This window comes from Gymnodinialimonas sp. (assembly GCF_059726805.1).
In genome coordinates this window covers 4237999-4259578 of record NZ_AP041059.1, presented here as the reverse complement: position 1 = coordinate 4259578, position 21580 = coordinate 4237999, and the positions used below count along the sequence as shown (strand labels likewise).

Annotated in this window: 21 protein-coding genes; 17 read left to right on the top strand and 4 right to left on the bottom strand. The window is 62.6% G+C overall.

All coding sequences use genetic code 11. The features are described from left to right. Positions 1–24: 24 nt before the first annotated feature. From AC6I9R_RS20900 to AC6I9R_RS20825, 16 genes are all read left to right on the top strand, one after another. Complete coding sequence (locus AC6I9R_RS20900; RefSeq protein ID WP_461428204.1) at positions 25–609, top strand: TRAP transporter small permease; 585 nt, start codon at positions 25–27, stop codon at positions 607–609. Beyond that, complete coding sequence (locus AC6I9R_RS20895) at positions 606–2207, top strand: TRAP transporter large permease (protein WP_461428205.1); 1602 nt, start codon at positions 606–608, stop codon at positions 2205–2207. Before AC6I9R_RS20900 ends, AC6I9R_RS20895 begins: the two co-directional genes overlap by 4 nt. Before the next feature lie 142 nt (positions 2208–2349). Then, positions 2350–3114 (top strand): SDR family NAD(P)-dependent oxidoreductase, encoded by a 765-nt coding sequence (locus AC6I9R_RS20890; RefSeq protein ID WP_461428206.1) that lies wholly within the window; start codon positions 2350–2352, stop codon positions 3112–3114. Then, positions 3111–3863, top strand: a complete 753-nt coding sequence (locus AC6I9R_RS20885; RefSeq protein WP_461428207.1) for a crotonase/enoyl-CoA hydratase family protein — start codon at positions 3111–3113, stop codon at positions 3861–3863. Before AC6I9R_RS20890 ends, AC6I9R_RS20885 begins: the two co-directional genes overlap by 4 nt. Further along, positions 3860–4336 carry a MarR family winged helix-turn-helix transcriptional regulator gene (locus AC6I9R_RS20880; RefSeq protein ID WP_461428208.1) on the top strand — a complete coding sequence of 159 codons (477 nt, stop codon included), beginning with the start codon at positions 3860–3862 and terminating at the stop codon, positions 4334–4336. The genes AC6I9R_RS20885 and AC6I9R_RS20880 overlap by 4 nt, the downstream gene beginning before the upstream one ends. Before the next feature lies 1 nt (position 4337). After that, complete coding sequence (locus AC6I9R_RS20875; RefSeq protein ID WP_461428209.1) at positions 4338–6020, top strand: feruloyl-CoA synthase; 1683 nt, start codon at positions 4338–4340, stop codon at positions 6018–6020. Next, a complete protein-coding gene (locus AC6I9R_RS20870) occupies positions 6020–7201 on the top strand; it encodes a thiolase family protein (RefSeq protein WP_461428210.1) in 1182 nt (393 codons plus the stop codon). Before AC6I9R_RS20875 ends, AC6I9R_RS20870 begins: the two co-directional genes overlap by 1 nt. Before the next feature lie 50 nt (positions 7202–7251). Then, positions 7252–8763 carry a benzoate-CoA ligase family protein gene (locus tag AC6I9R_RS20865; protein WP_461428211.1) on the top strand — a complete coding sequence of 504 codons (1512 nt, stop codon included), beginning with the start codon at positions 7252–7254 and terminating at the stop codon, positions 8761–8763. Next, positions 8760–9575: an alpha/beta fold hydrolase gene (locus tag AC6I9R_RS20860; protein WP_497863040.1), complete on the top strand. Its 816-nt coding sequence runs from the start codon at positions 8760–8762 to the stop codon at positions 9573–9575. The genes AC6I9R_RS20865 and AC6I9R_RS20860 overlap by 4 nt, the downstream gene beginning before the upstream one ends. 66 nt (positions 9576–9641) lie before the next feature. Then, positions 9642–11285, top strand: coding sequence for a 2,3-epoxybenzoyl-CoA dihydrolase (gene boxC, locus AC6I9R_RS20855; protein WP_461428213.1), 1644 nt, complete (start codon positions 9642–9644; stop codon positions 11283–11285). An 86-nt stretch (positions 11286–11371) separates the two neighbouring features. After that, positions 11372–12820 carry a benzoyl-CoA 2,3-epoxidase subunit BoxB gene (gene boxB, locus AC6I9R_RS20850; RefSeq protein ID WP_461428214.1) on the top strand — a complete coding sequence of 483 codons (1449 nt, stop codon included), beginning with the start codon at positions 11372–11374 and terminating at the stop codon, positions 12818–12820. Positions 12821–12841: 21 nt separating this feature from the next. Then, the gene (locus AC6I9R_RS20845) at positions 12842–13162 is read left to right on the top strand and encodes a hypothetical protein (protein ID WP_461428215.1); all 321 of its coding nucleotides are present in this window, start codon (positions 12842–12844) and stop codon (positions 13160–13162) included. Between the two features lie 57 nt (positions 13163–13219). After that, positions 13220–13678, top strand: a complete 459-nt coding sequence (locus AC6I9R_RS20840; RefSeq protein WP_461428216.1) for a flavodoxin domain-containing protein — start codon at positions 13220–13222, stop codon at positions 13676–13678. Continuing rightward, on the top strand, positions 13678–14109 hold the full coding sequence (locus AC6I9R_RS20835) for an acyl-CoA thioesterase (RefSeq protein ID WP_461428217.1): 432 nt from the start codon (positions 13678–13680) through the stop codon (positions 14107–14109). The genes AC6I9R_RS20840 and AC6I9R_RS20835 overlap by 1 nt, the downstream gene beginning before the upstream one ends. 3 nt (positions 14110–14112) lie before the next feature. Continuing rightward, complete coding sequence (locus AC6I9R_RS20830) at positions 14113–15006, top strand: helix-turn-helix transcriptional regulator (protein ID WP_461428218.1); 894 nt, start codon at positions 14113–14115, stop codon at positions 15004–15006. Beyond that, positions 15003–17066, top strand: coding sequence for a 3-hydroxyacyl-CoA dehydrogenase NAD-binding domain-containing protein (locus tag AC6I9R_RS20825; RefSeq protein WP_461428219.1), 2064 nt, complete (start codon positions 15003–15005; stop codon positions 17064–17066). Before AC6I9R_RS20830 ends, AC6I9R_RS20825 begins: the two co-directional genes overlap by 4 nt. Before the next feature lie 54 nt (positions 17067–17120). On the opposite strand, the gene AC6I9R_RS20820 is transcribed toward AC6I9R_RS20825, so the two are convergent. Beyond that, positions 17121–18329: a cytochrome P450 gene (locus AC6I9R_RS20820; protein ID WP_461428220.1), complete on the bottom strand. Its 1209-nt coding sequence runs from the start codon at positions 18327–18329 to the stop codon at positions 17121–17123. Positions 18330–18771: 442 nt separating this feature from the next. Between AC6I9R_RS20820 and AC6I9R_RS20815 the strand changes: the two genes are divergently transcribed. Next, on the top strand, positions 18772–19593 hold the full coding sequence (locus AC6I9R_RS20815; RefSeq protein WP_461428221.1) for a cobalamin B12-binding domain-containing protein: 822 nt from the start codon (positions 18772–18774) through the stop codon (positions 19591–19593). A gap of 78 nt (positions 19594–19671) precedes the next feature. Here AC6I9R_RS20815 and AC6I9R_RS20810 read toward each other — a convergent pair whose 3' ends face one another. The 3 genes from AC6I9R_RS20810 to AC6I9R_RS20800 all read right to left on the bottom strand — a co-directional run bounded on the left by AC6I9R_RS20810 (position 19672) and on the right by AC6I9R_RS20800 (position 21575). Continuing rightward, positions 19672–20385, bottom strand: coding sequence for a helix-turn-helix transcriptional regulator (locus AC6I9R_RS20810; protein ID WP_461428222.1), 714 nt, complete (start codon positions 20383–20385; stop codon positions 19672–19674). 170 nt (positions 20386–20555) lie between these two features. Further along, positions 20556–20927 (bottom strand): VOC family protein, encoded by a 372-nt coding sequence (locus AC6I9R_RS20805; RefSeq protein ID WP_461428223.1) that lies wholly within the window; start codon positions 20925–20927, stop codon positions 20556–20558. Between the two features lie 87 nt (positions 20928–21014). Further along, on the bottom strand, positions 21015–21575 hold the full coding sequence (locus AC6I9R_RS20800) for a DUF1285 domain-containing protein (protein ID WP_461428224.1): 561 nt from the start codon (positions 21573–21575) through the stop codon (positions 21015–21017). Between the last annotated feature and the right edge of the window lie 5 nt (positions 21576–21580).

Sequence of the window (21580 nt, the reverse complement as noted above, 5' to 3'; positions counted from 1 at the left end):
ACTTGCAGCGCCCGGGGAGGGGTCATGCACCGCGCTTTAACCTTTCTTGCCCGCCTGATGGCGATCCTGGGCGGTGTCATGCTGTCGGCGGTCATCCTGCTGACGGTCTTCGGCATCGTGATGCGGCTTTTGGACCGGCTGTTCCACTGGATGGTGGAGGCCGACGTGATGGCGCGCCTTGGCCAAAGCCTGATCGACGCGGGCGTCGGGCCCATCCTGGGAACATTCGAGTTGATCGAAGCAGGCATCGGCTTCGTCATCTTCGCCTTCCTGCCGATCTGCCAGATCACCGGCGGCCATGCGACGGTGGATATCTTCACCTCGGCCATGTCCGAGCGCACGAACCGCGTTTTGCGCGGGATCACCGAGGTGGTCTTTGCCGCCGTTCTGGTGCTGATCGCGGTGCAGCTTTACGGCGGGCTTCTGACGAAATTCAACAGCGGCCAGACCACGTTAGAGCTGCAATTCCCGGTCTGGTACTCCTACGCGATTGGCCTGGCGGGGGCGGCTTTGGCGGCGGTCGTTTCGATCTACCTGGCGTTGGTGCGGTTGATTGAGATGGTGACGGGACAACAGCGCCTGCCCGCCGATCTGGGGGCAGAGCATTGAGCGACCAACTGATCGGGATCCTGTCGTTCCCTGTCCTTCTGACGATGATTTTCCTGCGGGTGCCGATTGGCCTGTCGATGTTCGTTACCGGCCTGATCGGGTTGATCCTGGTGACAGACGGCACGCAGGTGCCGTTCGGGCGGCTCAAGTCCGAGACGTTCACGACGTTCTCCAGCTATTCGCTGTCGATCATCCCGATGTTTCTGCTGATGGGCCATTTCGCGACGCTTGGCGGCATGTCTCAGGCACTTTTCAAGGCCGCCGAGGGCTGGCTTGGCCACCGCAAAGGTGGTGTGGCGATGGCGGCCGTCGGGGCGTGTGCCGGGTTCGGAGCGATCTGTGGCTCGTCCTTGGCGACGGCGGCCACCATGGGCCGTGTGGCCCTGCCTGAGATGCGGCGCTACGGCTATGACGGCGGCTTCTCGACAGCGGTTCTGGCGGCAGGCGGCACGCTCGGCATCCTGATCCCACCCTCCATCGTGCTGGTGATCTACGCCATCCTGGTGGAGCAAAATATCGCCAAGCTGTTCCTGGCGGCCTTCATCCCCGGGATCATCGCGGCGCTGGGATACGTGTTGGCGATCTCGATCTACGTGCGCCTGTTCCCAGAGCGTGGCGGCACCATGCCCCGTGTCCCTTACGGTGAGCGCTTCGGGGCGTTGGTCAAGATCTGGCCCGTCCTGGTGGTCTTCGGGGCTGTTGTCGGCGGCATCTACGCGGGCTGGTTCACGCCCACGGAAGGGGCGGCGGTGGGCGCCCTTGGCACCGGGCTTATTGCCTGGGCCAACGGCGGTCTGACCCGTGTGACACTGGTGGAAAGCTTCACGGTCACGGCACGCTCCACCGCGATGATCTTCTTCATCATCCTTGGCGCGGCGTTCTACAACGGGTTCCTTGCGCTGACGCAAGTGCCCCAGGGCATTGCGGAATGGGTCGGGACCAGCGGCTTCAGCCCCTACACGATCCTGATCATGATCCTGATTTTCTACCTGATCCTGGGTTGTTTCATGGACAGCCTATCGATGATCCTTTTGACGATCCCGATCTTCTGGCCGGTCATGCAGGGCTTGGACTTTGGCTTCGTCACGATGGTCGATTTGCACAGCGCCCGCGCGATGGAGGCGCTTCTGGCGGTGCCCGACATGACGGCGCCGATCATCGACGGGCTGATTGCGTCCTACCGCGAGGGCGTGGAGCTGACCCTCGCGCAAACGGTCCATTTCGATGCTATCCGGACGCATTTTGATGCCGACATCGTAGCGCTCGACGGCGCGTTGCAGACGCTGGCTGCGGGTGAGGAATTGACCCGTGATCAAACCCGCGCGCTGGAGCTGCGGCGGGTCAACCAGGGTGCGCTGAACCGGATCAACTCGGAAATGGTGGCGATCTGGTTCGGCATTCTGGTGCTGATCGTCGTCGAAGTCGGTCTGATCACGCCGCCCGTCGGGATGAACCTGTTCATCATCAACGCGATGGAGAAGACGACAAAGATGACTGAGACCTACAAGGCGGTGATGTTCTTCGTCGCCTCAGACCTGCTGCGCGTGGTGCTGTTGGTGGCGTTCCCGGTGATTACCTTGATGTTCATTACGTGGTGACGGTGGGCTGGGTCCAGTTCCACCCGGCGGCCGGGGGCAGCCCTTCGCTCTAATGAGATAACTTTGGCGTAAACGAATGCGCGACAAGAAAATTGATTATGTGATATAACGATTTTGCAGAATCGATTTGGGAGGATCATTCATGCAGCTTGAGGGACAGGTGGCCATCGTCACCGGTGGCGCCAGCGGGTTGGGGGAGGCCACGGCGCGGTATCTTGCAGCGAAGGGCTGCGATGTGGCTGTTCTGGATCACAACGGAGATCGCGCGCGAGACGTCGCAGCCGAGATCGGCGGGTACTCCCAGCAGTGCGATGTGACGGACGCCGAACACGCGGCTACCGCCGTGACCAGCGTCATGGCGCGCTTCGGGCAAGCGGCACGGATCTGTGTGAATTGTGCGGGTGTTGGACTGGCCGCGCGGATCGTGGGGCGGGAGGGGAAGACCTCGCTCGATACGTTTCGCAAGGTGATCGAGGTCAACCTGATCGGCACCTACAACATAATGACCTATGCGGTGCAGGCGATGATGGACCTGCCGCCGCTGGAAACGGGCGAGCGGGGCGTGGTCATCAACACGGCCAGCGCGGCGTATCAGGACGGGCAAGTGGGGCAATCGGCCTATGCGGCCAGCAAGGGCGCCATTGCCTCGATGTGCCTGCCGCTGGCCCGCGAATTGGCGCGGCCCGGGATCCGGGTGAACGCGATTGCGCCTGGCTTGTTCAACACCCCGATGATGGAGAGCTTGCCCGAGGAAACCACGGCGGCGATTGTGGCGAACGTGCCATTTCCCGCGCGCTTAGGGCACCCGGCTGAGTTTGGCCAAATGGTCGCGTCGATCATCGAGAACCCGTATTTGAACGGCGAAGTGATCCGGCTGGACGGCGCAACGCGGTTGCCGCCGAAATGAGCCTGTTGGTGGACATTGAGGGCCGCGTCGCGACGCTGACGCTGAACCGCCCGGAGAAGCGCAACGCGATGAATGATGCGCTGATGGCGGAGCTGGCCGCGTTTTGCGATGCGCCGCCTGAGGGCGTGCGCGTGATAGTCCTGACCGGGGCGGACGGGCACTTTTGCGCAGGGCTAGATCTGGCGGAGCAGCATGACCGGGACACGAGCGAGGCAATGGCCCATTCGCGCAGCTGGCACCGTGCGTTGGAGCGGGTGCAGTTCGGCGGATTGCCGGTGGTCGCCGCGATGAGCGGTGCCGTGATTGGTGGCGGGCTAGAGGTGGCCACCGCGTGTCACGTGCGCGTGGCTGGCCCTGATGTGCGCTATCAGCTGCCCGAGGGGCAGCGCGGGTTCTTTGTGGGCGGCGGGGCGACCGTGCGCGTCGGGCGGATCATCGGGCCGGATCGGTTGACAGAGATGATGCTGACGGGCCGCAGCTATGGCACTGACGACGGGTTGGCCTTGGGCCTGTCGCATTACATCGCGGAAGACCCGCTCGCGCGGGCGCGGCAATTGGCCGAGCAGATCGCGGAAAACGCGCAGATGTCGAATTACTTCGCGATCCATGGCGTGGCAAAAATTGCCGCGATGGCGCCAGAGGAGGGGTTCTTTACCGAGGCGCTCTGCAGCGCAATGGCGCAGACCTCACCGGATGCGAAAGAGGGGTTCCGCGCTTTCCTTGAAAAGCGCGCGCCGGATTTCGGATGACAGAGCGCGACGCGGAATTGCGGGCGTTGGTGGGCTACGGCGTGAAGCGTGCGAACTCGGCTGTGATGGGTGAGGTGGAGCGGCTGTTGGGCCGGTTCGGGTTGCGGCGCACGACGTTCTCGGCGCTGTCGGTGATCGCGGGCAATGCGGGGATCCGGCAGTCTGAATTGGCGGATGTGCTCGCCATCGAGCGGCCCAACCTTGTGCAGATCCTTGACGAGTTGCAGCGCGCCGGGTGGATCGAGCGAGCGCGCGACGGGGCAGACAGGCGGGTCTATCTGCTGACGGCGACAGAGGCCGGATTGGCGCGGGTGGCGCAGGCGGGAGAGGTCTTGCGCGCCTATGACGCTCGGCTCACGGAAGGTTTTTCAGCGGCAGAGCGAGCGGCGTTCATCGCCGCGCTGCGGCGGGTGGAAGAGAATGGCGCAGTGGCTTGGGAGGGCCGGGACGTTGGGGAAATATCAACCACATGACGTGATCCGGCAAGACCGGGACGACGGCGCCATCGTGTTGCGCGCGCGGGCCGAACTGGGTCCGGTGGTAGAACGAGTGACGGATTGGTTGGACCATTGGGCAGAGGCCACGCCAGAGGCAGTGTTCCTAGCGGAACGGGATGGCCTAGGCTGGCGCGAGGTCAGCTACGGCGCTGCCCGGGATCAGGCGCGGGCAATGGCGGCGGGGCTTCTGGACATGGGGTTGGGGTCGGAACGGCCCTTGATGGTGATCAGCGGCAATTCGGTCGCCCATGGGCTTCTGGCGCTGGCGTGCTTCTATGCGGGCGTGCCTGTGGTGCCAGTGGCCGAGCAATATGCGGCGCTGCCTGCGGCGCGCGGGCAACTGGATCAGATCGCGGCCCTCATCCAGCCTGCGGCTGTCTTCGCAGCATCTCCGATGCCGGATGTGTTTGAACGCGAAGCATTACGCGGCGCGCGGCCCCTGACGGGGCAGTCGCTGGACGCGCTGGCGCGCGTGGGCGGAGATTTGGACGCGGAGGTGGGGCCAGAAACCGTCGCCAAGATCCTGATGACGTCCGGCAGCACCACGGCGCCCAAGGGCGTTTTGACGACGCATCGGATGTTGTGCACCAATCAGGCGCAGATCGCCGCGTGCCTGCCGTTCCTGCGCGAGCGCCCTCCGGTATTGGTGGATTGGCTGCCTTGGAACCACGTGTTCGGCGGCTCGCACAACTTCAATCTGGTTCTGGCCAATGGCGGTTCGCTGTATATCGACGGGGGCAAGCCGGTGCCGGCGCTGGTGGGAAAGACGATTGAAAACAATCGGCTGAAGCAGGGCACGATTTCGTTCAACGTGCCGGTGGGATTTGCAGCGCTGCGTGACGCGATGAAGGCGGATAAGGGCTTTGCGCGGGCGTTCTTCGAGGATCTGGACATGCTGTTTTATGCGGGCGCGTCGCTCCCACAGGATGTCTGGGCGGATCTGGAGGCGATGGCGTTGGACGTGCGAGAGGATTTGCCACTATTCACCTCAAGCTGGGGACTGACCGAGACGGCACCCGCAGCGCTTCTCCAGCACGAGCCGACGGATCGGTCGGGTGTGGTCGGCGTGCCGTTGCCGGGCGTTGACGTGAAGCTGATCCCGGTGGAGGACCGCTACGAGGTGCGGGTAAAGGGGCCGTCGATCTTCAAGGAGTATCTGGGCGATCCGGCGAAGACCGCAGAGGCCTTTGACGAAAAGGGCTTCTTTCGCACCGGCGATGCTATGGCGTTCGTGGATCCGGATAATGTAAACCTAGGGCTGAAGTTCGACGGTCGGATTGGCGAGGACTTCAAGCTGATGACCGGCATTTGGGTGCGGGCAGCGGCGTTGCGGTTGGCGGTGCTGGATCGGCTTAAGGGCCTCGCCCAGGACGTCGTTCTGGTGGGCGAGGGGCACAGTGAAGTTGGGGCGTTGATCGTGCCATTACCCGATTGCGCGGACGCGGCGGAACAAGCAGCGGAGCGGTTGGGCGCGCTAGAAGGCGGATCTGCCGCGCGGGTCGCGCGGGTCATGGTGATGGCAGAGCCTCCGAGCCTCGCGGACGGTGAAATTACCGCGAAAGGAAATCTGAATTTCGCGCGGATCAAGGCGCGCCGCGCAGCATTGATCGAGCGGCTTTATGCGGATGGTGAGGGTGTGTTTTTAGTGGGAGAGAGCTGATGGCGTTCATTCCGTATGGGGCCTATTGGTCCACCCCGTTTGCGCGTTGGCAGGGGGCGTTGGCGCATTTGAACTCGGTTGAGTTTGCCGCCCACGTCGGACGCGCAGAGCTTGCGCGGATGGGGTTGGAAGCCGACAGCTTCGATTTCGCGGCTTTCGGACAGACCGTCATCCAGAAGGGCAGCTTTTTCGGCGGGCCCTGGTTCACCGCATTATTGGGGGCAGAGGGGTTGGCGGCGCCGATGGTAAGCCAGGCCTGCGCCACGGGTGCGCGCCTGGTGTCGACAGCGGTGGGAGAAATCGCACAGGGCACCCAGCAGGCGTTGATCGTGTCCGGGGACCGGACATCAAACGGGCCGCATGTGTATTTCCCTGCGCCAAGCGGGCCGGGGGGAACGGGCACCCATGAAGACGTCGTGATGGACAACTTTGGCCACGACCCCTGGGCCTGCAACGCGATGATCCAGACCGGGGAGAATGTGGCGAAACGAGAGGCGATCAGCACGGAAGAACAGCACGATCTGGTCGTGCAGCGACGAGCCCAATATGAGGATGCTTTGGCCAACGATCGGGCGTTTCAACGCCGCTACATGCCTGTCCTTGAGGTGCCGGACGCGCGGTTCCGCAAGGTGCTGTCGCGGTTGGAGACGGACGAAGGCGTGGAGCCGCTGGACCCCGATAAATTAGCGCGGTTGAAGCCCGTGGTTCCGGGTGGAACCATCACGTTCGCCGGGCAAACCCACCCGGCCGATGGCAACGCGGGAATGGTTGTCGTGGCCGAGCGGGCCCGGGCCTTGGAGATCAATGACGGCCCTGTGGTGGAGGTGCTCTCCGCGGGTCAGGCCCGCGAAGAGAAGGGGTTCATGCCTGCGGCCCCGATCAAGGCGGCAGCGGTTGCTTTGGTGCGAGCGGGTCTTGGGATTGAGCGCGTTGACGCAATCAAATCTCACAATCCGTTTGCGGTGAACGATATCGCATTTGCGCGGGCGTTCGGGATCGATTGGCGGAGCATGAATAACTATGGGTCCTCATTGATCTGGGGACATCCACAGGGGCCGACCGGGCTGCGGGCGATGATAGAACTTATAGAAGAATTGGCGCAAAAGGGCGGTGGCGTGGGGCTTTTCCAGGGCTGCGCGGCGGGGGACTCGGCTATGGCTGTGGTGCTGCGGGTCGGCTAGCCCGCACGGCGGCGAAACGAGGGGGAAACGAGGGTTTTGGGGGATTTGAAATGACGAATGCGGCAGAGTTTTTCGTGGATCGACATATCGCGGAGGGGCGCGGGGAGAAGCCTGCGTTCGTTGAGGCCGACGGCAAGCAACGGACCCTGACCTATGGTCAGCTATATGAGGAGGCCGGGCGCTTTGGCGGGGCGCTGGGACGGCACGGGGTGCGGCGGGAAGAGCGGATTGCGATGATAGTCCGCGATCAGATCGAGTGGCCGGTGGTGTTTTGGGGCGCGATGAAGGCCGGGGCTATTCCGGTGCCGCTCAACACTTTGCTGAGCGCGGATGTCTATGAGACCATTCTCGCGGACAGCAGAGCCTCCATCCTCGTGGTCAGTGAAGAGATGTGGGACGTCGTGGAGCCAGCCACCCGCGAGAACGCGTTCTTGCGGGCGATCCTGGTGATCGGCGACGCGCCCGAGATGACGGAAAGTTACCGCGACTTCACCGCGGGCGCGCCGGTGTTGGAGACGGTGGCGGCCCATGATGACGAATTGGCGTTCTGGTTGTATTCATCGGGCTCCACGGGCCAACCCAAGGGCGTGCGCCACGTCCATGGCGCGCTAAAGGCGACGTGCGACACGTTTGGAGACCAGGTGCTCGGGATCCGCGAGGATGACGTGGTCTATTCGGTCGCGAAGATGTTCTTCGCTTATGGGCTTGGGAATGCGGTGTCGTTCCCGCAATCCGTCGGCGCCACAACGCTGCTGTTTGGCGGACGGCCCACGCCGGGGGCGGTCTACGGGATCATGGCGCAACACCGGCCAAGCATCCTCTGCGCCGTGCCGACGCTATTCGCCGCGATGGTTCAAGCCGCGGATGGTCCTCCCGAGAATGGTCTTCGCGTGTGTACGTCTGCCGGTGAGGCCTTGCCCCGCGATGTGGGCGAGGGTTGGGAACAGTTGACGGGGGTCGAGATTGTGGACGGCGTCGGTTCAACCGAAATGCTGCACATCTTCCTGTCAAACCGCCCCGGAGGATGCGTTTACGGCACCAGCGGTGAAGCGGTGCCGGGCTATGACCTACGGCTGGTCGATGAGCATGACGAAGAAGTCGCCGACGGCGAGGTGGGCGAATTGTTGGTGCGCGGGCCTTCGAGTGCGGAGGGCTATTGGAACCGGCGCGAGAAATCTCAGGCGACGTTCGAGGGGATGTGGACGCGGACGGGTGACAAATACGAGCGCAAAGACGGGCGCTACACCTACTGCGGGCGGACGGATGACATGTTCAAGGTCTCGGGCATTTGGGTGTCGCCGTTTGAGGTGGAATCTGCGCTGATCGACCATCCCAGCGTGTTGGAAGCCGCCGTTGTCGCGCGCGCCGATGAGTCTGGTTTGGACAAGCCCGCCGCGTTCGTGGTGTTGAAAGACGGCGCGGACTTGCCGGATGCGGAGGCGCTGAAGGACTTCGTGAAGGACAAGATCGGGATGTGGAAGTATCCGCGATGGGTGACTGTCGTGGAGGATCTGCCAAAGACAGCGACAGGCAAGATCCAGCGGTTCAAGCTGCGCGGATGAAAGTTGAAGACGGCTTCGTTTGCGCGGGCAGGAAACGGTTGGAATACCGCTTTTGGGCGCGCAATGCCCCGGGGGCGACCCTTGTTCTACTACACGAAGGCTTGGGCTGCGTGGCTCTGTGGAAGGATTTTCCAGAGGCGTTGCACCGCGCCACTGGTTTGCCGGTCCTCGCGTATTCTCGGGCGGGGTACGGGGGATCGGACCCCGATGACCTGCCGCGTCCGTTGGACTGGATGACACGCGAAGCCGCCGTGCTGGGTGAGGTCTTGTCGGCGCTCGACCTGATCCGTGTGGTGTTGGTGGGACATTCGGACGGGGCGACGATTGCCGCTATCGCGGCGGGCCAGCCCCTCCTCCCTATCGCCCCGTCGGGGCGAACGGTCCTCGCAGTTGTCTTGATGGCGCCGCATTTCTTCACAGAGGAAATGGGTCTGGCCGAAATCGCGCGGGCCGATGCGGGGTTTGAGGCGGCGGGTCTGGCGGCACGGATGGGGAAGTATCATCGCGATCCCGTTGCGACGTTTCGGGGTTGGGCCGATGCCTGGCTGTCCGAGGGGTTTCTGGCGTGGAATGTGGAAGCTGTGCTGGACGGCATCACGGCGCCGGTGCTGGTGATCCAGGGGAAGAACGACCAGTACGGCACCCTGGAACAAGTGGCGGCGGTGACGGACCGCGTGCCGGGCGCGCGGGCGGTGATTCTGGAAGACTGCCGACACGTCCCTCATCTGGAGAAACCGGAAGCGGTTCTGTCGGAGATCGTGAGTATTTTGCATGATAATGCAATTCTACACGATGATGTGCCTAGGAAATAGCATTATACCGCTTGCCTGAACCGCTCTCTGCGCTATCCTGCACCGACCCAAGGGGAGAGCGCGCGCATGGGCAAGGTTATCGATTTCCGGACGGATCCGTCGAAATACCGCCATTGGTCGGTCACGTACGACGGCCCTGTTGCCACGCTGACGATGGATGTCGACGAGGATGGCGGGTTGTTCGAGGGCTACCAGCTGAAGCTGAACTCCTACGATTTGGGCGTGGATATCGAGCTGAACGACATCGTGCAGCGGATGCGGTTTGAACACCCCGAGGTGCGCGTTGTCATCATGCAATCGGGCAAGGATAAGGTGTTTTGCGCGGGCGCGAACATCCGCATGCTGGGGCGCGCTGCGCATAGCCACAAGGTGAACTTCTGCAAGTTCACGAATGAAACGCGGAACGCCTATGAAGCGGCGGAGGCCGAGAGCGGTCAGAAGTACGTCGCCGCGATCAAGGGCGCGTGCGCGGGGGGCGGCTACGAGCTCGCCCTTGCGTGCAATCACATCATGCTGGTCGATGACGCGGCGTCCTCGGTCTCACTGCCGGAGGTCCCTTTGTTGGCGGTCTTGCCTGGCACCGGCGGGCTGACGCGGGTGACGGACAAGCGGAAGGTGCGCCGGGATCTGGCCGACGTGTTCTGCGCTACGGAAGAGGGCGTGAAGGGCAAGCGGGCGGCGGATTGGCGTTTGGTGGATGAAGTCGTCCCGAATTCTCGGTTTGACGAGGTTGTGGCAGAGCGCGCGGCGGAGTTTGCCGCCGCAAATCCTCGTGACGTGAAGGGCATCACGTTGGGGCCCCTGGAGCGGAGCATCTCCGACGACGGGTCCGTCTCTTACGGGTTCGTCGAAGTGTCCGTGGACCGCGAGGCGCGGACCGCCGTCATCACCCTGAAGGGGCCGTCAGAGCCCGCCCCCAGCGACATGACCGCGCTTCAGAAGCAGGGCGATCAGGCCTACATGCTGCGCCTGGCGCGTGAGTTTGAGGACGCGATCCTGCATCTGCGCTTGAACGAAATGGAATGCGGCTTGTGGACCCTGCGCACCCAGGGCGATCCCGAGTTGCTCGCTGCCCATGAGGCGGTTTTGGCGGAAGACCATTGGCTGGCGGCTGAGATCCGCACCTACTGGAAGCGGACGTTGAAGCGGTTGGACGTGACGTCCCGCAGCCTCGTCACGTTGGTTGAGCACGGCAGTTGTTTTGCGGGTGTCCTAGCCGAGCTGATCTGGGCTGCCGACCGCAGTTACATGATGGAAGATGAGTTCGAGGGCGATAACCGGCCGATGGCGACGATCACGCTTACCGAAGGCAACTTTGGAACCTACCCCATGGGCAACGGGCTGACGCGCTTGCAGACGCGGTTTCTTGGAGCACCGGAAGTTGTGGAGGGGCTGCCTGTTGGCGAGGCCATGGAAGCGGAAGATGCGCAGGAGCATGGCCTTGTGACGATGATCATGGACGACATCGACTGGGAAGATGAGATCCGCATTATTCTAGAAGAACGTGCAAGCTTCTCGCCGGATGCGATGACGGGAATGGAGGCAAATCTGCGATTTGCCGGGCCCGAGACGATGGAAACGCGGATCTTCGGGCGGCTGACGGCCTGGCAGAACTGGATTTTCAATCGGCCAAATGCGGTCGGCGAAAACGGTGCGCTGCAACGCTACGGCAGCGGTATCCGAGGCGAATACAACATGGAACGGGTGTAGGCCCACATCACGGTGCGCACTGAATGCGCACCCTACATTGCAACCGTAGGGTGCGCCCTTGGTGCGCACCATTTGGGAGACGACACATGACCGCAATGGACGTAGAATACGACACGCAGATCCCCAATAATGTGGGCCTTGGCCAGGACCGTAAGGTTCTGAAGGCGCTTGAGAAATGGCACCCCGGCTACCTGGATTGGTGGAACAAGCTGATCCCGCAGAATTTCCAGGAAAGCATGGTATACCTACGCACTGCCGTGTCCGTGGATCCCAAAGGATGGGCGAAGTTCGACTACGTAAAGATGCCCGAATACCGTTGGGGTGTCTTGCTGGCCCCTGAAATCGAAGGCCGTACCATCCCCTGCGGCGAGCACGCCGGTCAGCTCGCGTGGCAAGAGGTGCCGGGCGAATACCGCAACATGCTCAAGCGCCTGATCGTGATCCAGGGCGACACGGAGCCCGGCTCGGTCGAGCAGCAGCGCTTCCTCGGCCTGACCGCACCGTCGCTCTACGATATGCGCAACCTTTTCCAGGTTAATGTAGAAGAAGGCCGCCACCTTTGGGCGATGGTCTACCTGCTGCAGAAGTATTTCGGCAAGGATGGTCGGGAAGAGGCGGACGATATGCTGCGCCGCTCCTCAGGCAGCGATGAAGCGCCGCGGATGCTTGGGGCGTTCAACGAAGAAACGCCCGATTGGCTGTCCTTTTTCATGTTCACCTATTTCACCGACCGGGACGGCAAGATGCAGCTGGAAAGCCTCGCGCAATCCGGGTTCGACCCGCTCAGCCGCACCTGCCGTTTCATGCTGACCGAGGAAGCGCACCACATGTTTGTGGGCGAGACCGGCGTGGGCCGGATCGTGCAGCGCACCTGTGAAGCGATGGTCGAGGCGGGCATCAGCGACCCCTACGACGTGGGGCGCGTTCGGGATCTTGGTGTGATCGACCTGCCGACGATTCAGAAGAAGTTGAACATGCACTATTCGCTGTCACTCGATCTGTTCGGGCAAGAGGTCTCCACCAATGCTGCCAACGCCTTCAACGCGGGCGTCAAGGGCCGGTATATGGAGATGCGGATCGACGATGATCATAAGCTGACCGACGCGACGTACACCGTGAAGCTGATTGAGGACGGCAAGATCCTCGACAAGGAAGTGCCCGCCCTGACCGCGATCAACATGCGCCTGCGCGATGACTACATTCGCGACGCCAGCGGGGGCCTGCGCCGTTGGAACAAGATGATCCAGCGCACCGGGATCGAGTTCGAGCTTAAGTTGCCGGACCAGGCCTTCCACCGCCAGATCGGCGTCTTCGCAGCGATCAAGGCGGACCCTGAGGGCAACCTGATCAGCCAGGCCGATTGGGACGCAAATGCCCATGAATGGCTGCCGACGACGGACGACGCGGCCTTCATCACCTCGCTGATGGTGCCGTGCTTTGAGCCCGGAAAATTCGCGGGCTGGATCGCGCCCCCCAAGGTCGGCATCGACAACAAACCCGGCGACTTCGAGTACGTGAAACTGCACATGGCGTAGCGCTGAAATGGGAGGCAAGGGATGCCGAAATCAACACGGTTCGTTCCGGACGAAGCCCGCTACCTTGTCCAAATTGCTAGGCAGCGGGAAACTGTCACCTACGGAGTTTTTGCCGCGGAATTCGGATTGCCCAATCAGTGTGGCCCCCAGCTCAGTGCGATGTGCGAACGTCTCGCCGAAAATGGCTTGCCGCTCCTACCGGTACTTGTCGTCACGAAGGGGTCAACCTTGCCATCGCCGGACGCGGGCTTCTACGCGAAACACAACATGGACGAGTCTGCACTGCGGGCCGAACAAGAACGGTGCTTTGAATATGATTGGGCGGCAACGCCCTTCGTTTAGCGCTCTTGAAAGAGCCAATGATAAGGGGCTGGACCCCCGAAAAAAGGATCAAGACCTATGAACATCCACTTTCTGTTCGGCACCGAGACGGGCTCTGCCGAGATGCTGTGCGAGGATATCCGCGACGATCTGGGCGAGGGATTTGAGTGCGAAATCACCTCGCTGGGTGACGTCGACCCGGCGACGCTGGACGGCGATACCTTCTACTTCTTCGTCTCCTCCACCTACGGAAATGGTGATCTGCCTGTCACCGCGCAGCCGTTTTATGACGCCATTGTCGAGAAGGGCGTGGACCTGTCCCATGTGCGCTTCGCGGTCTTTGGCCTCGGCGATATGGTCTTTGCCGAGACCTTTGCCTTTGGCTCCAAGATCCTGATGGAGAAACTGTTGGAACAGGGCGCCACGATGGTGGGCGAGCGCTGCATTCACGATGCATCCTCGCCGGATTTGCCGGAAGATCTGGGCATTCCCTGGGCGCATGATGTGATCTCGCAACTCAAAGCGCGCGCGGCCTGATGCAACCGCGCCCCGAAACGGCTTTTGTCCATGACGTTCGCGTCACATGGGGCGATTGCGATCCGGCACGGATCGCCTACACCGCGCGGCTGCCCTGGTTCGCGCTGGACGCGATTGACGCGTGGTGGTCAGAGTTTCACGGCCCCGGCGGGTGGTTCCATCTGGAACTGGACACCAACGTGGGAACGCCCTTCGTGCGTCTCGAAATGGATTTCAAATCTCCAGTCACACCGCGTCACATGCTGAAGTGCCACACATGGCCGTCGAAGCTTGGCACCAAGTCGATCACCTTTCGGGTGGACGGCGTGCAGGATGGCGTCACCTGTTTTGAGGGCGCATTCACCTGCGTATTCATCATTGCAGATCAGTTCAAATCCCAGGCCGCGCCGGATCACCTGCGCGCGCTGATCGAACCCCATATTCCGGCCTGAACCATGTCGAGCGAAGATCGCCATCCCCCTGTTGCGCTAGACGCCGCGATCCTCGCCCTGCAGGGGCGCGTCGGCGACCGCGTGCGCGGCGCGCGAACCGTTCGTGGCATGTCGCGCCGGGTGTTGTCAGAGGTGTCCGGCGTCTCGCCCCGCTATCTGGCGCAGCTGGAGGGGGGTGAGGGAAACATCTCTATCGGGTTGCTGTTTCGGGTGGCCGAAGCCCTGGGCGTGTCGATGGAAATGCTGATCTCTCCCCACGATCTGACGGCTGAGGCGCGTCGCATGGCCGAAGCCTTCGCAGGGGCCGACGCCGATACACAGGCCCAGGTGCGCACACTGTTGTCCGGGACCGCGACCAAAGCGGGGCGGGTCTGCCTGATTGGCCTGCGTGGGGCGGGAAAATCGACCCTGGGCGCGGCCGCCGCCAAGGCGCTGGATGCGCCCTTCATCGAGTTGAACCGCGCCATCGAGGCGGCAGGTGGCATGCCGATCAGCGAGATCATGGGCCTTTACGGCCCTGAGGGGTACCGCCAGTTAGAGGCCGACGCGCTCGACAAGATCGTGGCCGAGCAGGACCGCGCCGTTGTCGCGGTGGCAGGTGGCATTGTGGGGGAAGTGCAGACCTTTGATCGTCTGCTGGACCGGTTCCACACGGTCTGGATCAAGGCCTCCCCCGAGGAACACATGGCCCGCGTCCGCGCCCAGGGCGACACCCGCCCGATGGAAGGCAACCCCCAGGCCATGGCGCAGCTGCGCCTGATCCTGACCAGCCGAGAGGCGGAATATGCCCGCGCCGACGCCGTGTTGGACACGGGCGGCCAAAGGGTTTCCACATCGCTGAAGGCCCTTTTGGCGTTGATCGAGCGCAACGGCTTCATCCCAAAGGACATTCTATGAGCGTCACCTGCACCCAGGACGGCCTGACCGGCTTCGTCACCCTCGACAACCCGCCCGTCAACGCCATTGGTCGCGCGATGCGCCAAGGCTTGGTGGACGCGGTGGCTTGGGCCGAGGGGCTGAACCTCGACCGCGTCATCGTCACCGGCGCGGGGCGCGCTTTCGCGGCGGGGGCAGACGCAAAGGAATTCGATGGCGCGGCGATGGAGCCCTTTTTGCCCGACGTCATGGACGCGATTGAGCGGTCGTTCGTCCCTTGGATTGCGGCGATCAATGGCGTGGCCCTGGGCGGCGGGGCCGAGATTGCGCTGGCATGTCGGATGCGGATCATGGGGCTGCGCGCGCAGATCGGCTTGCCCGAGGTGACGCTTGGCGTGATCCCCGGCGCAGGCGGCACGCAGCGGGCAATGCGGCTTTGCGGGTTGGAAACGGCGTTGGAGATGATTGCCTTCGGCAAACCCCTGGGCGCACAGGCCGCTTTGGCGTCGGGACTTGTGCACGCGGTGGAAGACGATCCGGTAGACGCCGCCGATATGGTGAACACCGAAGAGCTGTTATGTGTTGTTCCAACTTGGGAATTGCCTGCGCCGGATCCTGACGCCGCAGCATTCGCGACAATTCGGGAGATGTTGGAAAGGCGCACGCCCGGGCAGATCGCCCCGCAACGCGCCGTGGACGTGGTCGAAACCAGCCTCTCCCTGGAGTTCGCCGAGGCGATGGCCTTGGAACGCGCCACGTTTCTGGAGCTAAAAGGCGGCGATCAATCGCGCGCTCTGCGCCACATGTTTTTCAGTGAACGGGCCGCGAAGGCACCCGCAGACCTGCCGACGTCACCCGAGATCGCTCAGGTGGCCGTCGTCGGCGGCGGCACGATGGGCGCGGGCATCGCCTATGCCTGCCTTTCAATCGGCCTGCCGGTTGTCCTGTTGGAAACAGATGCAGAGGCGGTTACGCGTGCGTCCGAGAATATCGAGCGATTGATCGGCCAAGGCATCAAGCGCGGTCGGTTGGACGACAGCGGGGCCGAGGCCCTGCGCGCGCGGCTGGTGATCAGTGACGATTACGGCGCGGCGTCCGAGGCAACCCTCGCCATTGAAGCGGCATTCGAGGCGATGGAGGTGAAGAAAGAGATTTTCTCCAAGCTTGATGCCGCCTTGCCAGCAGACGCCGTTCTGGCCACCAACACCTCTTACCTCGACGTGGATGAGATCGCTGCGGGCACCCGCGATCCGTCGCGTGTGTTGGGCCTGCACTTCTTTGCGCCCGCCCATGTCATGCGCCTGCTCGAGGTCGTGCGAGGCGCGCAAACGGGCGACAGAGCCTTGGCGATGGGGTTCGGGCTGGCCAAAATTCTCAAGAAAGTGCCCGTGCTGGCGGGCGTCTGCGACGGCTTCATCGGCAACCGTATCTTCAGCCGCTACAAGGAAGAGGCGGACTTCCTGCTGATGGATGGCGCCGTCCCGTGGGAGGTCGACGAGGCGATGGAAGCCTTTGGGTATGCCATGGGTCCCTATGAGGTCGGCGATTTGTCGGGGCTCGACATCGGCTTCGCGAAACGACGCAGGGAAGACGCGACGCGTGACCCCAACCGACGCTATGTTCCGATTGCCGACCGGATGGTAAATGAGGGACGTTTGGGGCGAAAAACCAGCGTCGGTTGGTATCGATACCCCGGCGGCGGCGGCAAGGTCGTCGACCCCCTCATCGAAGATCTGATCGCGGAGGAGGCGCATTTTGCCGGCGTCACCCGTGAAGACATCCCGGATGATGTCGTGCGGGAACGGTTGCTTTTGGCGATGATCAATGAGGCGGCTGACATTCTGGGCGAGGGCATTGCCCGCTCCGCTGCGGACATCGATCTGGTTACCGTTTTTGGCTACGGCTTTCCCCGGTGGCGGGGCGGTTTGATGCACTACGCAGATACCTGGGGCGTGGCAGAGATCGTGGACAAGCTGCGCGCGTTGGAGGCCCAGGATCCGATCATCTGGGCGGTCAGCCCGGTGCTGGCGGAATGCGCGCAAAAGGGCCTTGCCCTCGCCGACTGGAAGCCCGGCCCCTGACAGGGGCGCGAATTCCTTCGAAGGAATTCGTCAGAGCCTTCGAAGGCTCTGGCGTCAGCCCACGCGGATGGGCAGGGATGTCCAGCCGCGAAACCGCGCAAGACCCAGCCGTTCTCCGGGCCCGTCCGCCGCCAGCTTCGGGAACCGCTGCACGAAACCGCCAAGGGCGATCTTCCCTTCCATCCGCGCCAGCGACGCACCAAGGCAAACGTGGATGCCGGTGATGAAGGCGATATGGGGATTGGGCTTGCGAGTGATATCCAACCGATCCGCATCATCAAAGACAGCCGGGTCGCGATTGGCGGCGGCAATTGACGTGTGGATGTAGGTCCCTTTCTCCACCAACGCACCGGACGGCAGGGTGATGTCCTCTCCCGCCAGACGATTGCCGATCTGCAATGGGCTTTCCATGCGCAGGGTCTCTTCCACTGCCGTCCCGATCAGCGACGGGTCCTCGATCAGCTTCTGATGTTCGCCGGGATTGTTGAGCAACAGTGAAATGGCATTGCCGACAAAAGATGTTGTTGTCTCGTGGCCCGCGTTGAGCAGGAAGATGCAGTTTTGGACCAGCTCTTCCTGGCTCAGCCGCCGCCCCTCGTGTTCGCCGAAAATCAGCGCCTCCAGCACTTCTCCTTCGGCGGCGGCATCGGGGTGCGCGCGGCGGTGGTTGATCAACTCGTCCAATACGGCGCCGAATTCCTCCACGGCGGCGTTGCCTGCCGCCATTTGTTCCGGCGATACCACGGGATCCAGCGCGCCGAGAATAGCGGTAGAATAGCCGCGCAGTTGCGCCCTGTAGGCCTCGGGCACGCCGAGCATGATCGAGATGATTTCCGTCGGCAGCATCATCGCGAAATCGGCGATCAGGTCCAACTCGCCAAGGTCTTCAACACGGTCCAGCAGACGTGACACGATCCGCTCGATCGCGCGCTCCATCTCTTTCAGCTTGCGCGGCGTGAACGCGCCCGAGATCAACTTGCGCACGACAGTGTGGTAGGGCGGGTCGTTGAAAATCAGCGATGTCGTATGATGGACCTTGAGGGGGCATTCGCCGAACTTCTTGCCAAACGCTTCTGTCTTGTCCGACAGCATATCGCGCGCGCGGTACGTGGCGAGGCAATCGTCGTGACGGGTGAGATAGACAGAGCCGTCCGCGTTGCGATGCACAGGGGCAGATTGGCGCAGCGCCTTGAGCGTCGGGTAGGGGTCTTCGATGAAGGCGGCATCGATTTTATTGAGATCAAATCCCGAAACGTCCGTCATGTGATGACCTCCCCTGGCTGTACCACTATTGGGCTCTGCATCGTGCGCTGCAAGGGGGGCAACGGCGGCGTCCTTCGATTCGGCGCGGCCTTTGTGAGGCGGCGCGCAGGGAAGCAGACGCGTCAAAATGTCTAAGGCTTGCATGTGGCGCGTCAGCTCAGCGCCGCACTGCAACGCGCCAAATGCAATTGGCGATAGGGCAACCCTAAGGCATTGGGAAATGCCATAGGTATCATGGTGTTGTTGCGCGTGTCGTGCATGCCCTGATATCGACAGCCCAAGGTCAGCGCCGCTCACGGGGTCGGTCAATAGCGAACCAGGAAAAGTGTAAACTTTGTTTGACACTTTGAGTGAAAGCTGTGGTATACATTGGTGGACCACACGGGGATGCATGTCCCAATAGCATTAGACCTGCTATGCGGTGTGGTTGAGGGGATGAACCGTGACCAATCAAGCCAACAGCGAGAATGCCCCGGCGGTCGAGGAATTGTCCTCTGCTGTCCGAGAAAGGCTGGCGGTCGATCCGATCCTGCATCTTGCAAGCCAGGCGATGTCACAGGTCGTGGCGGAGTCGCGCGATGCCGTGGCACGCCAACAGGCTGAAGGACAATCGCCCGCGCCCCATGTTGCGGAAATGGCCAATGTCCTCTCCGACGTCGATCATACGAGGGCCGAGGCCAGGATCTCGGATCTGCTGAGGTCCGGCGTCGGCGTCCAAGATCTGTGCCTCGATCATCTTGCCCCTGCGGCCCGCGAATTGGGTGAGCGGTGGGAACGGGATGCGATGCATTTCGCGGATGTCACCATGGCGACGTCGCGCATCCAATCCATCCTGCGCAATGTCCCGGCCCCGCGCCTGGCGGCAACCCAAACCTCTGCCAAGGGGGCGCTGTTCGCGGCGGTCCCCGGAGAGACTCATACCTTGGGCGTCATCATGGCCGCTGATCATTTCCGCCGCATGGGGTGGGATGTGGGGCTGTTGATCGGAATGGAGCACGGTGAGATGTGCAAAAAGATCCGTCGTGATGACCGCACATTGCTGGCGCTCAGTTGTGCAGGCCGTCATTCGTCTGATGCTTTGCATATGCTGGTGGAAGAGGTGCGCCGCCTCCGCCCGGACATGCGCATTGTGCTGTCGGGCAACGTCCTGAACGACCGCGAAGTAATGGAAAAACTGCCCGATGTCGACGGCGTCGTGGACGGGTTGGCGTCCGCTGAACAGGTCTTGCAGGGACTTGTCGAGCCCGCTTTCGCGAACGGCTAACGCGCCTTCCGGCCCCTTGGCTTTGTGAGGCCGTTCAAGGAGTTCCTAGCTCACAAATGCAGAGAGACTCAGGCCCTTTCACGCCCGCTTGAAGTCAGCGGCGCTGCGATAGCCGCGGTCGAATTCCGTGGCGTAGAATTGTTCCAGTGTCTGGTCTGGCTCGGGCGTATAGGTTCCCAGATTTCGGGCGTCCAGGATCCGGTCGAGCCTGAACATGCGGAAGGCTTGCCGCAATTCACACCACGCCACGAGGGTCCAGACAGAGCCCCAGAACCACAGACCCAAAGGGCGCAGAATACGTTCGGTGGTGGCCCCTTTGTCGTCTCGGTAATCGATGGCCAAACGCTCTGGCGCCTGGATCGCGGCCTCGACGGTATCAATGGTTGCTCGGGTTTTGGCGTCGAGCGGATTTGTCGTCCAGGCCTCAAAGCGCAACCGCTCGGCCCGGGTTCGGGTGGCGTCCGGCAGTACGGAAGTGATCTTGTCGAGCGCACTATCGGCGCCGCGGGCCATCGAGGTGCCGCCCCAGGTCTGCAACATGCGTGCACCGACGCTGAGCGCGACGATCTCTTCATCGGTGAACATCAGCGGCGGCAGGTTGTAGCCGTCGCGCATCATGTACCCCAGGCCCGCTTCGCCATCGATGGGCACGCCGGACCCCTGAAGATGGGCGATGTCCCGGTAGATCGTGCGCTCGGACACCTCCATCGCCTCCGCCAGGGCGCGGGCGGTTGTGAGCTTGCCGGGGCGCAAGCGGTCAATGAGGCGGAAAAGGCGATCTGCGCGGCGCATGGGGAAAGGCTACCTTGGGCGTGATGTGGGGGGAAGAGATGGATCGACGAGGGCGGTGCCTGGGGCCCGCGATGGGAGCCTCCGGCGGGGATATTTGGGGAACGGGGAATTGGGGAGGCGCGCGTGATTGGAGACCGGGGTACTTGTGGCAACGCCCCGGCCCCGTCGCATCAGCCGTTGAACTTGAACATGCCCAAAGAGTTGCCGTCGATATCGCGGGCATAGAAGAAGTGGCCCGGCGGGATCTGGATGTCGGGGCTTTCAATCTCGCCCCCGGCGGCGGCGATCCGCTCGCGCGCGGCATCCAGGTTATCGACGACCAGGTGGATGGTCGAGCCTTCGCGGGACGGCTTACCGGGGTAGAGATGGCCGCCGATCCCGGGGGTGTTATCGTTGAAGGGCAGCATGACCATCGGGTTCGGACCGGAGTTGTCGATGCTCAACTCCTGTTGCAGGACCGAGCCGTAGAAGGCCATCGAGGCGTCCAGATCGCTGACCGCGATTTCGAACCAGCAGGCGCAGTTTTGTGCTTGTGTCGTCATGGGGATGTTCTTTCATCTGTTGATGAAGGGAGGTCTAGCACCCCCCTCCTGACAGCGTCGTGTCAGGAGCGTGTCAGGGCCGCTGAATTAGAGCTCCAACTCAGCCATGGGGATGATCGGGAAGAACGTGCCGCGCGACCAGACGCCGAACGTGGGCGTGCCTTCAACGGTGTGGGCCTCGCCCATATCCACCATACGGTAGAAGCTTTTGCGATCGATCAACGCCTCCAGGCCCGCGCGGACATGAACGTAGGGCGACGGCTCTCCGTCCGCGTCGCGTTCCACGCGGATCGCATGGCCGTCGCCAGCCGTGACGGTATCGCCGACATTGGTGGTGAAGGTGATCCCTGCCTCAGATTGCTCGATATCCACCGCCACGAACGGCGCGTCTACAACACGGATGCCGACCTTTTCGACCGGGGTCACAAGGAAATATTTGCCGTCTTCCAGCTTCAGGATCGTCGAGAACAGCCGCACCAGCGGTTTTCGGCCAATTGGCGTGCCTTCGTAGAACCACGTCCCGTCGCGGCGGATCTCCATATCCAGGTCGCCGCAGAAATCGGGGTTCCACAGGTGCACTGGCGGCAGTTTGCCCTGTTTCGCGGCATCTTGGGCGGCTTTGAGCAGCTGATCGGTGGCGGGTGTCATTCTTT

What these genes read in the sequence shown, in the direction of transcription:
- AC6I9R_RS20900 (WP_461428204.1), top strand. Translation starts at nt 25, where the DNA reads ATGCACCGCGCTTTAACCTTTCTTGCCCGCCTGATGGCGATCCTGGGC.
- AC6I9R_RS20890 (WP_461428206.1), top strand. Translation starts at nt 2,350, where the DNA reads ATGCAGCTTGAGGGACAGGTGGCCATCGTCACCGGTGGCGCCAGCGGG.
- AC6I9R_RS20885 (WP_461428207.1), top strand. Translation starts at nt 3,111, where the DNA reads ATGAGCCTGTTGGTGGACATTGAGGGCCGCGTCGCGACGCTGACGCTG.
- AC6I9R_RS20880 (WP_461428208.1), top strand. Translation starts at nt 3,860, where the DNA reads ATGACAGAGCGCGACGCGGAATTGCGGGCGTTGGTGGGCTACGGCGTG.
- AC6I9R_RS20870 (WP_461428210.1), top strand. Translation starts at nt 6,020, where the DNA reads ATGGCGTTCATTCCGTATGGGGCCTATTGGTCCACCCCGTTTGCGCGT.
- AC6I9R_RS20865 (WP_461428211.1), top strand. Translation starts at nt 7,252, where the DNA reads ATGACGAATGCGGCAGAGTTTTTCGTGGATCGACATATCGCGGAGGGG.
- AC6I9R_RS20860 (WP_497863040.1), top strand. Translation starts at nt 8,760, where the DNA reads ATGAAAGTTGAAGACGGCTTCGTTTGCGCGGGCAGGAAACGGTTGGAA.
- boxC (WP_461428213.1), top strand. Translation starts at nt 9,642, where the DNA reads ATGGGCAAGGTTATCGATTTCCGGACGGATCCGTCGAAATACCGCCAT.
- boxB (WP_461428214.1), top strand. Translation starts at nt 11,372, where the DNA reads ATGACCGCAATGGACGTAGAATACGACACGCAGATCCCCAATAATGTG.
- AC6I9R_RS20845 (WP_461428215.1), top strand. Translation starts at nt 12,842, where the DNA reads ATGCCGAAATCAACACGGTTCGTTCCGGACGAAGCCCGCTACCTTGTC.
- AC6I9R_RS20840 (WP_461428216.1), top strand. Translation starts at nt 13,220, where the DNA reads ATGAACATCCACTTTCTGTTCGGCACCGAGACGGGCTCTGCCGAGATG.
- AC6I9R_RS20835 (WP_461428217.1), top strand. Translation starts at nt 13,678, where the DNA reads ATGCAACCGCGCCCCGAAACGGCTTTTGTCCATGACGTTCGCGTCACA.
- AC6I9R_RS20830 (WP_461428218.1), top strand. Translation starts at nt 14,113, where the DNA reads ATGTCGAGCGAAGATCGCCATCCCCCTGTTGCGCTAGACGCCGCGATC.
- AC6I9R_RS20825 (WP_461428219.1), top strand. Translation starts at nt 15,003, where the DNA reads ATGAGCGTCACCTGCACCCAGGACGGCCTGACCGGCTTCGTCACCCTC.
- AC6I9R_RS20820 (WP_461428220.1), bottom strand. Translation starts at nt 18,329, where the DNA reads ATGACGGACGTTTCGGGATTTGATCTCAATAAAATCGATGCCGCCTTC.
- AC6I9R_RS20810 (WP_461428222.1), bottom strand. Translation starts at nt 20,385, where the DNA reads ATGCGCCGCGCAGATCGCCTTTTCCGCCTCATTGACCGCTTGCGCCCC.
- AC6I9R_RS20805 (WP_461428223.1), bottom strand. Translation starts at nt 20,927, where the DNA reads ATGACGACACAAGCACAAAACTGCGCCTGCTGGTTCGAAATCGCGGTC.
- AC6I9R_RS20800 (WP_461428224.1), bottom strand. Translation starts at nt 21,575, where the DNA reads ATGACACCCGCCACCGATCAGCTGCTCAAAGCCGCCCAAGATGCCGCG.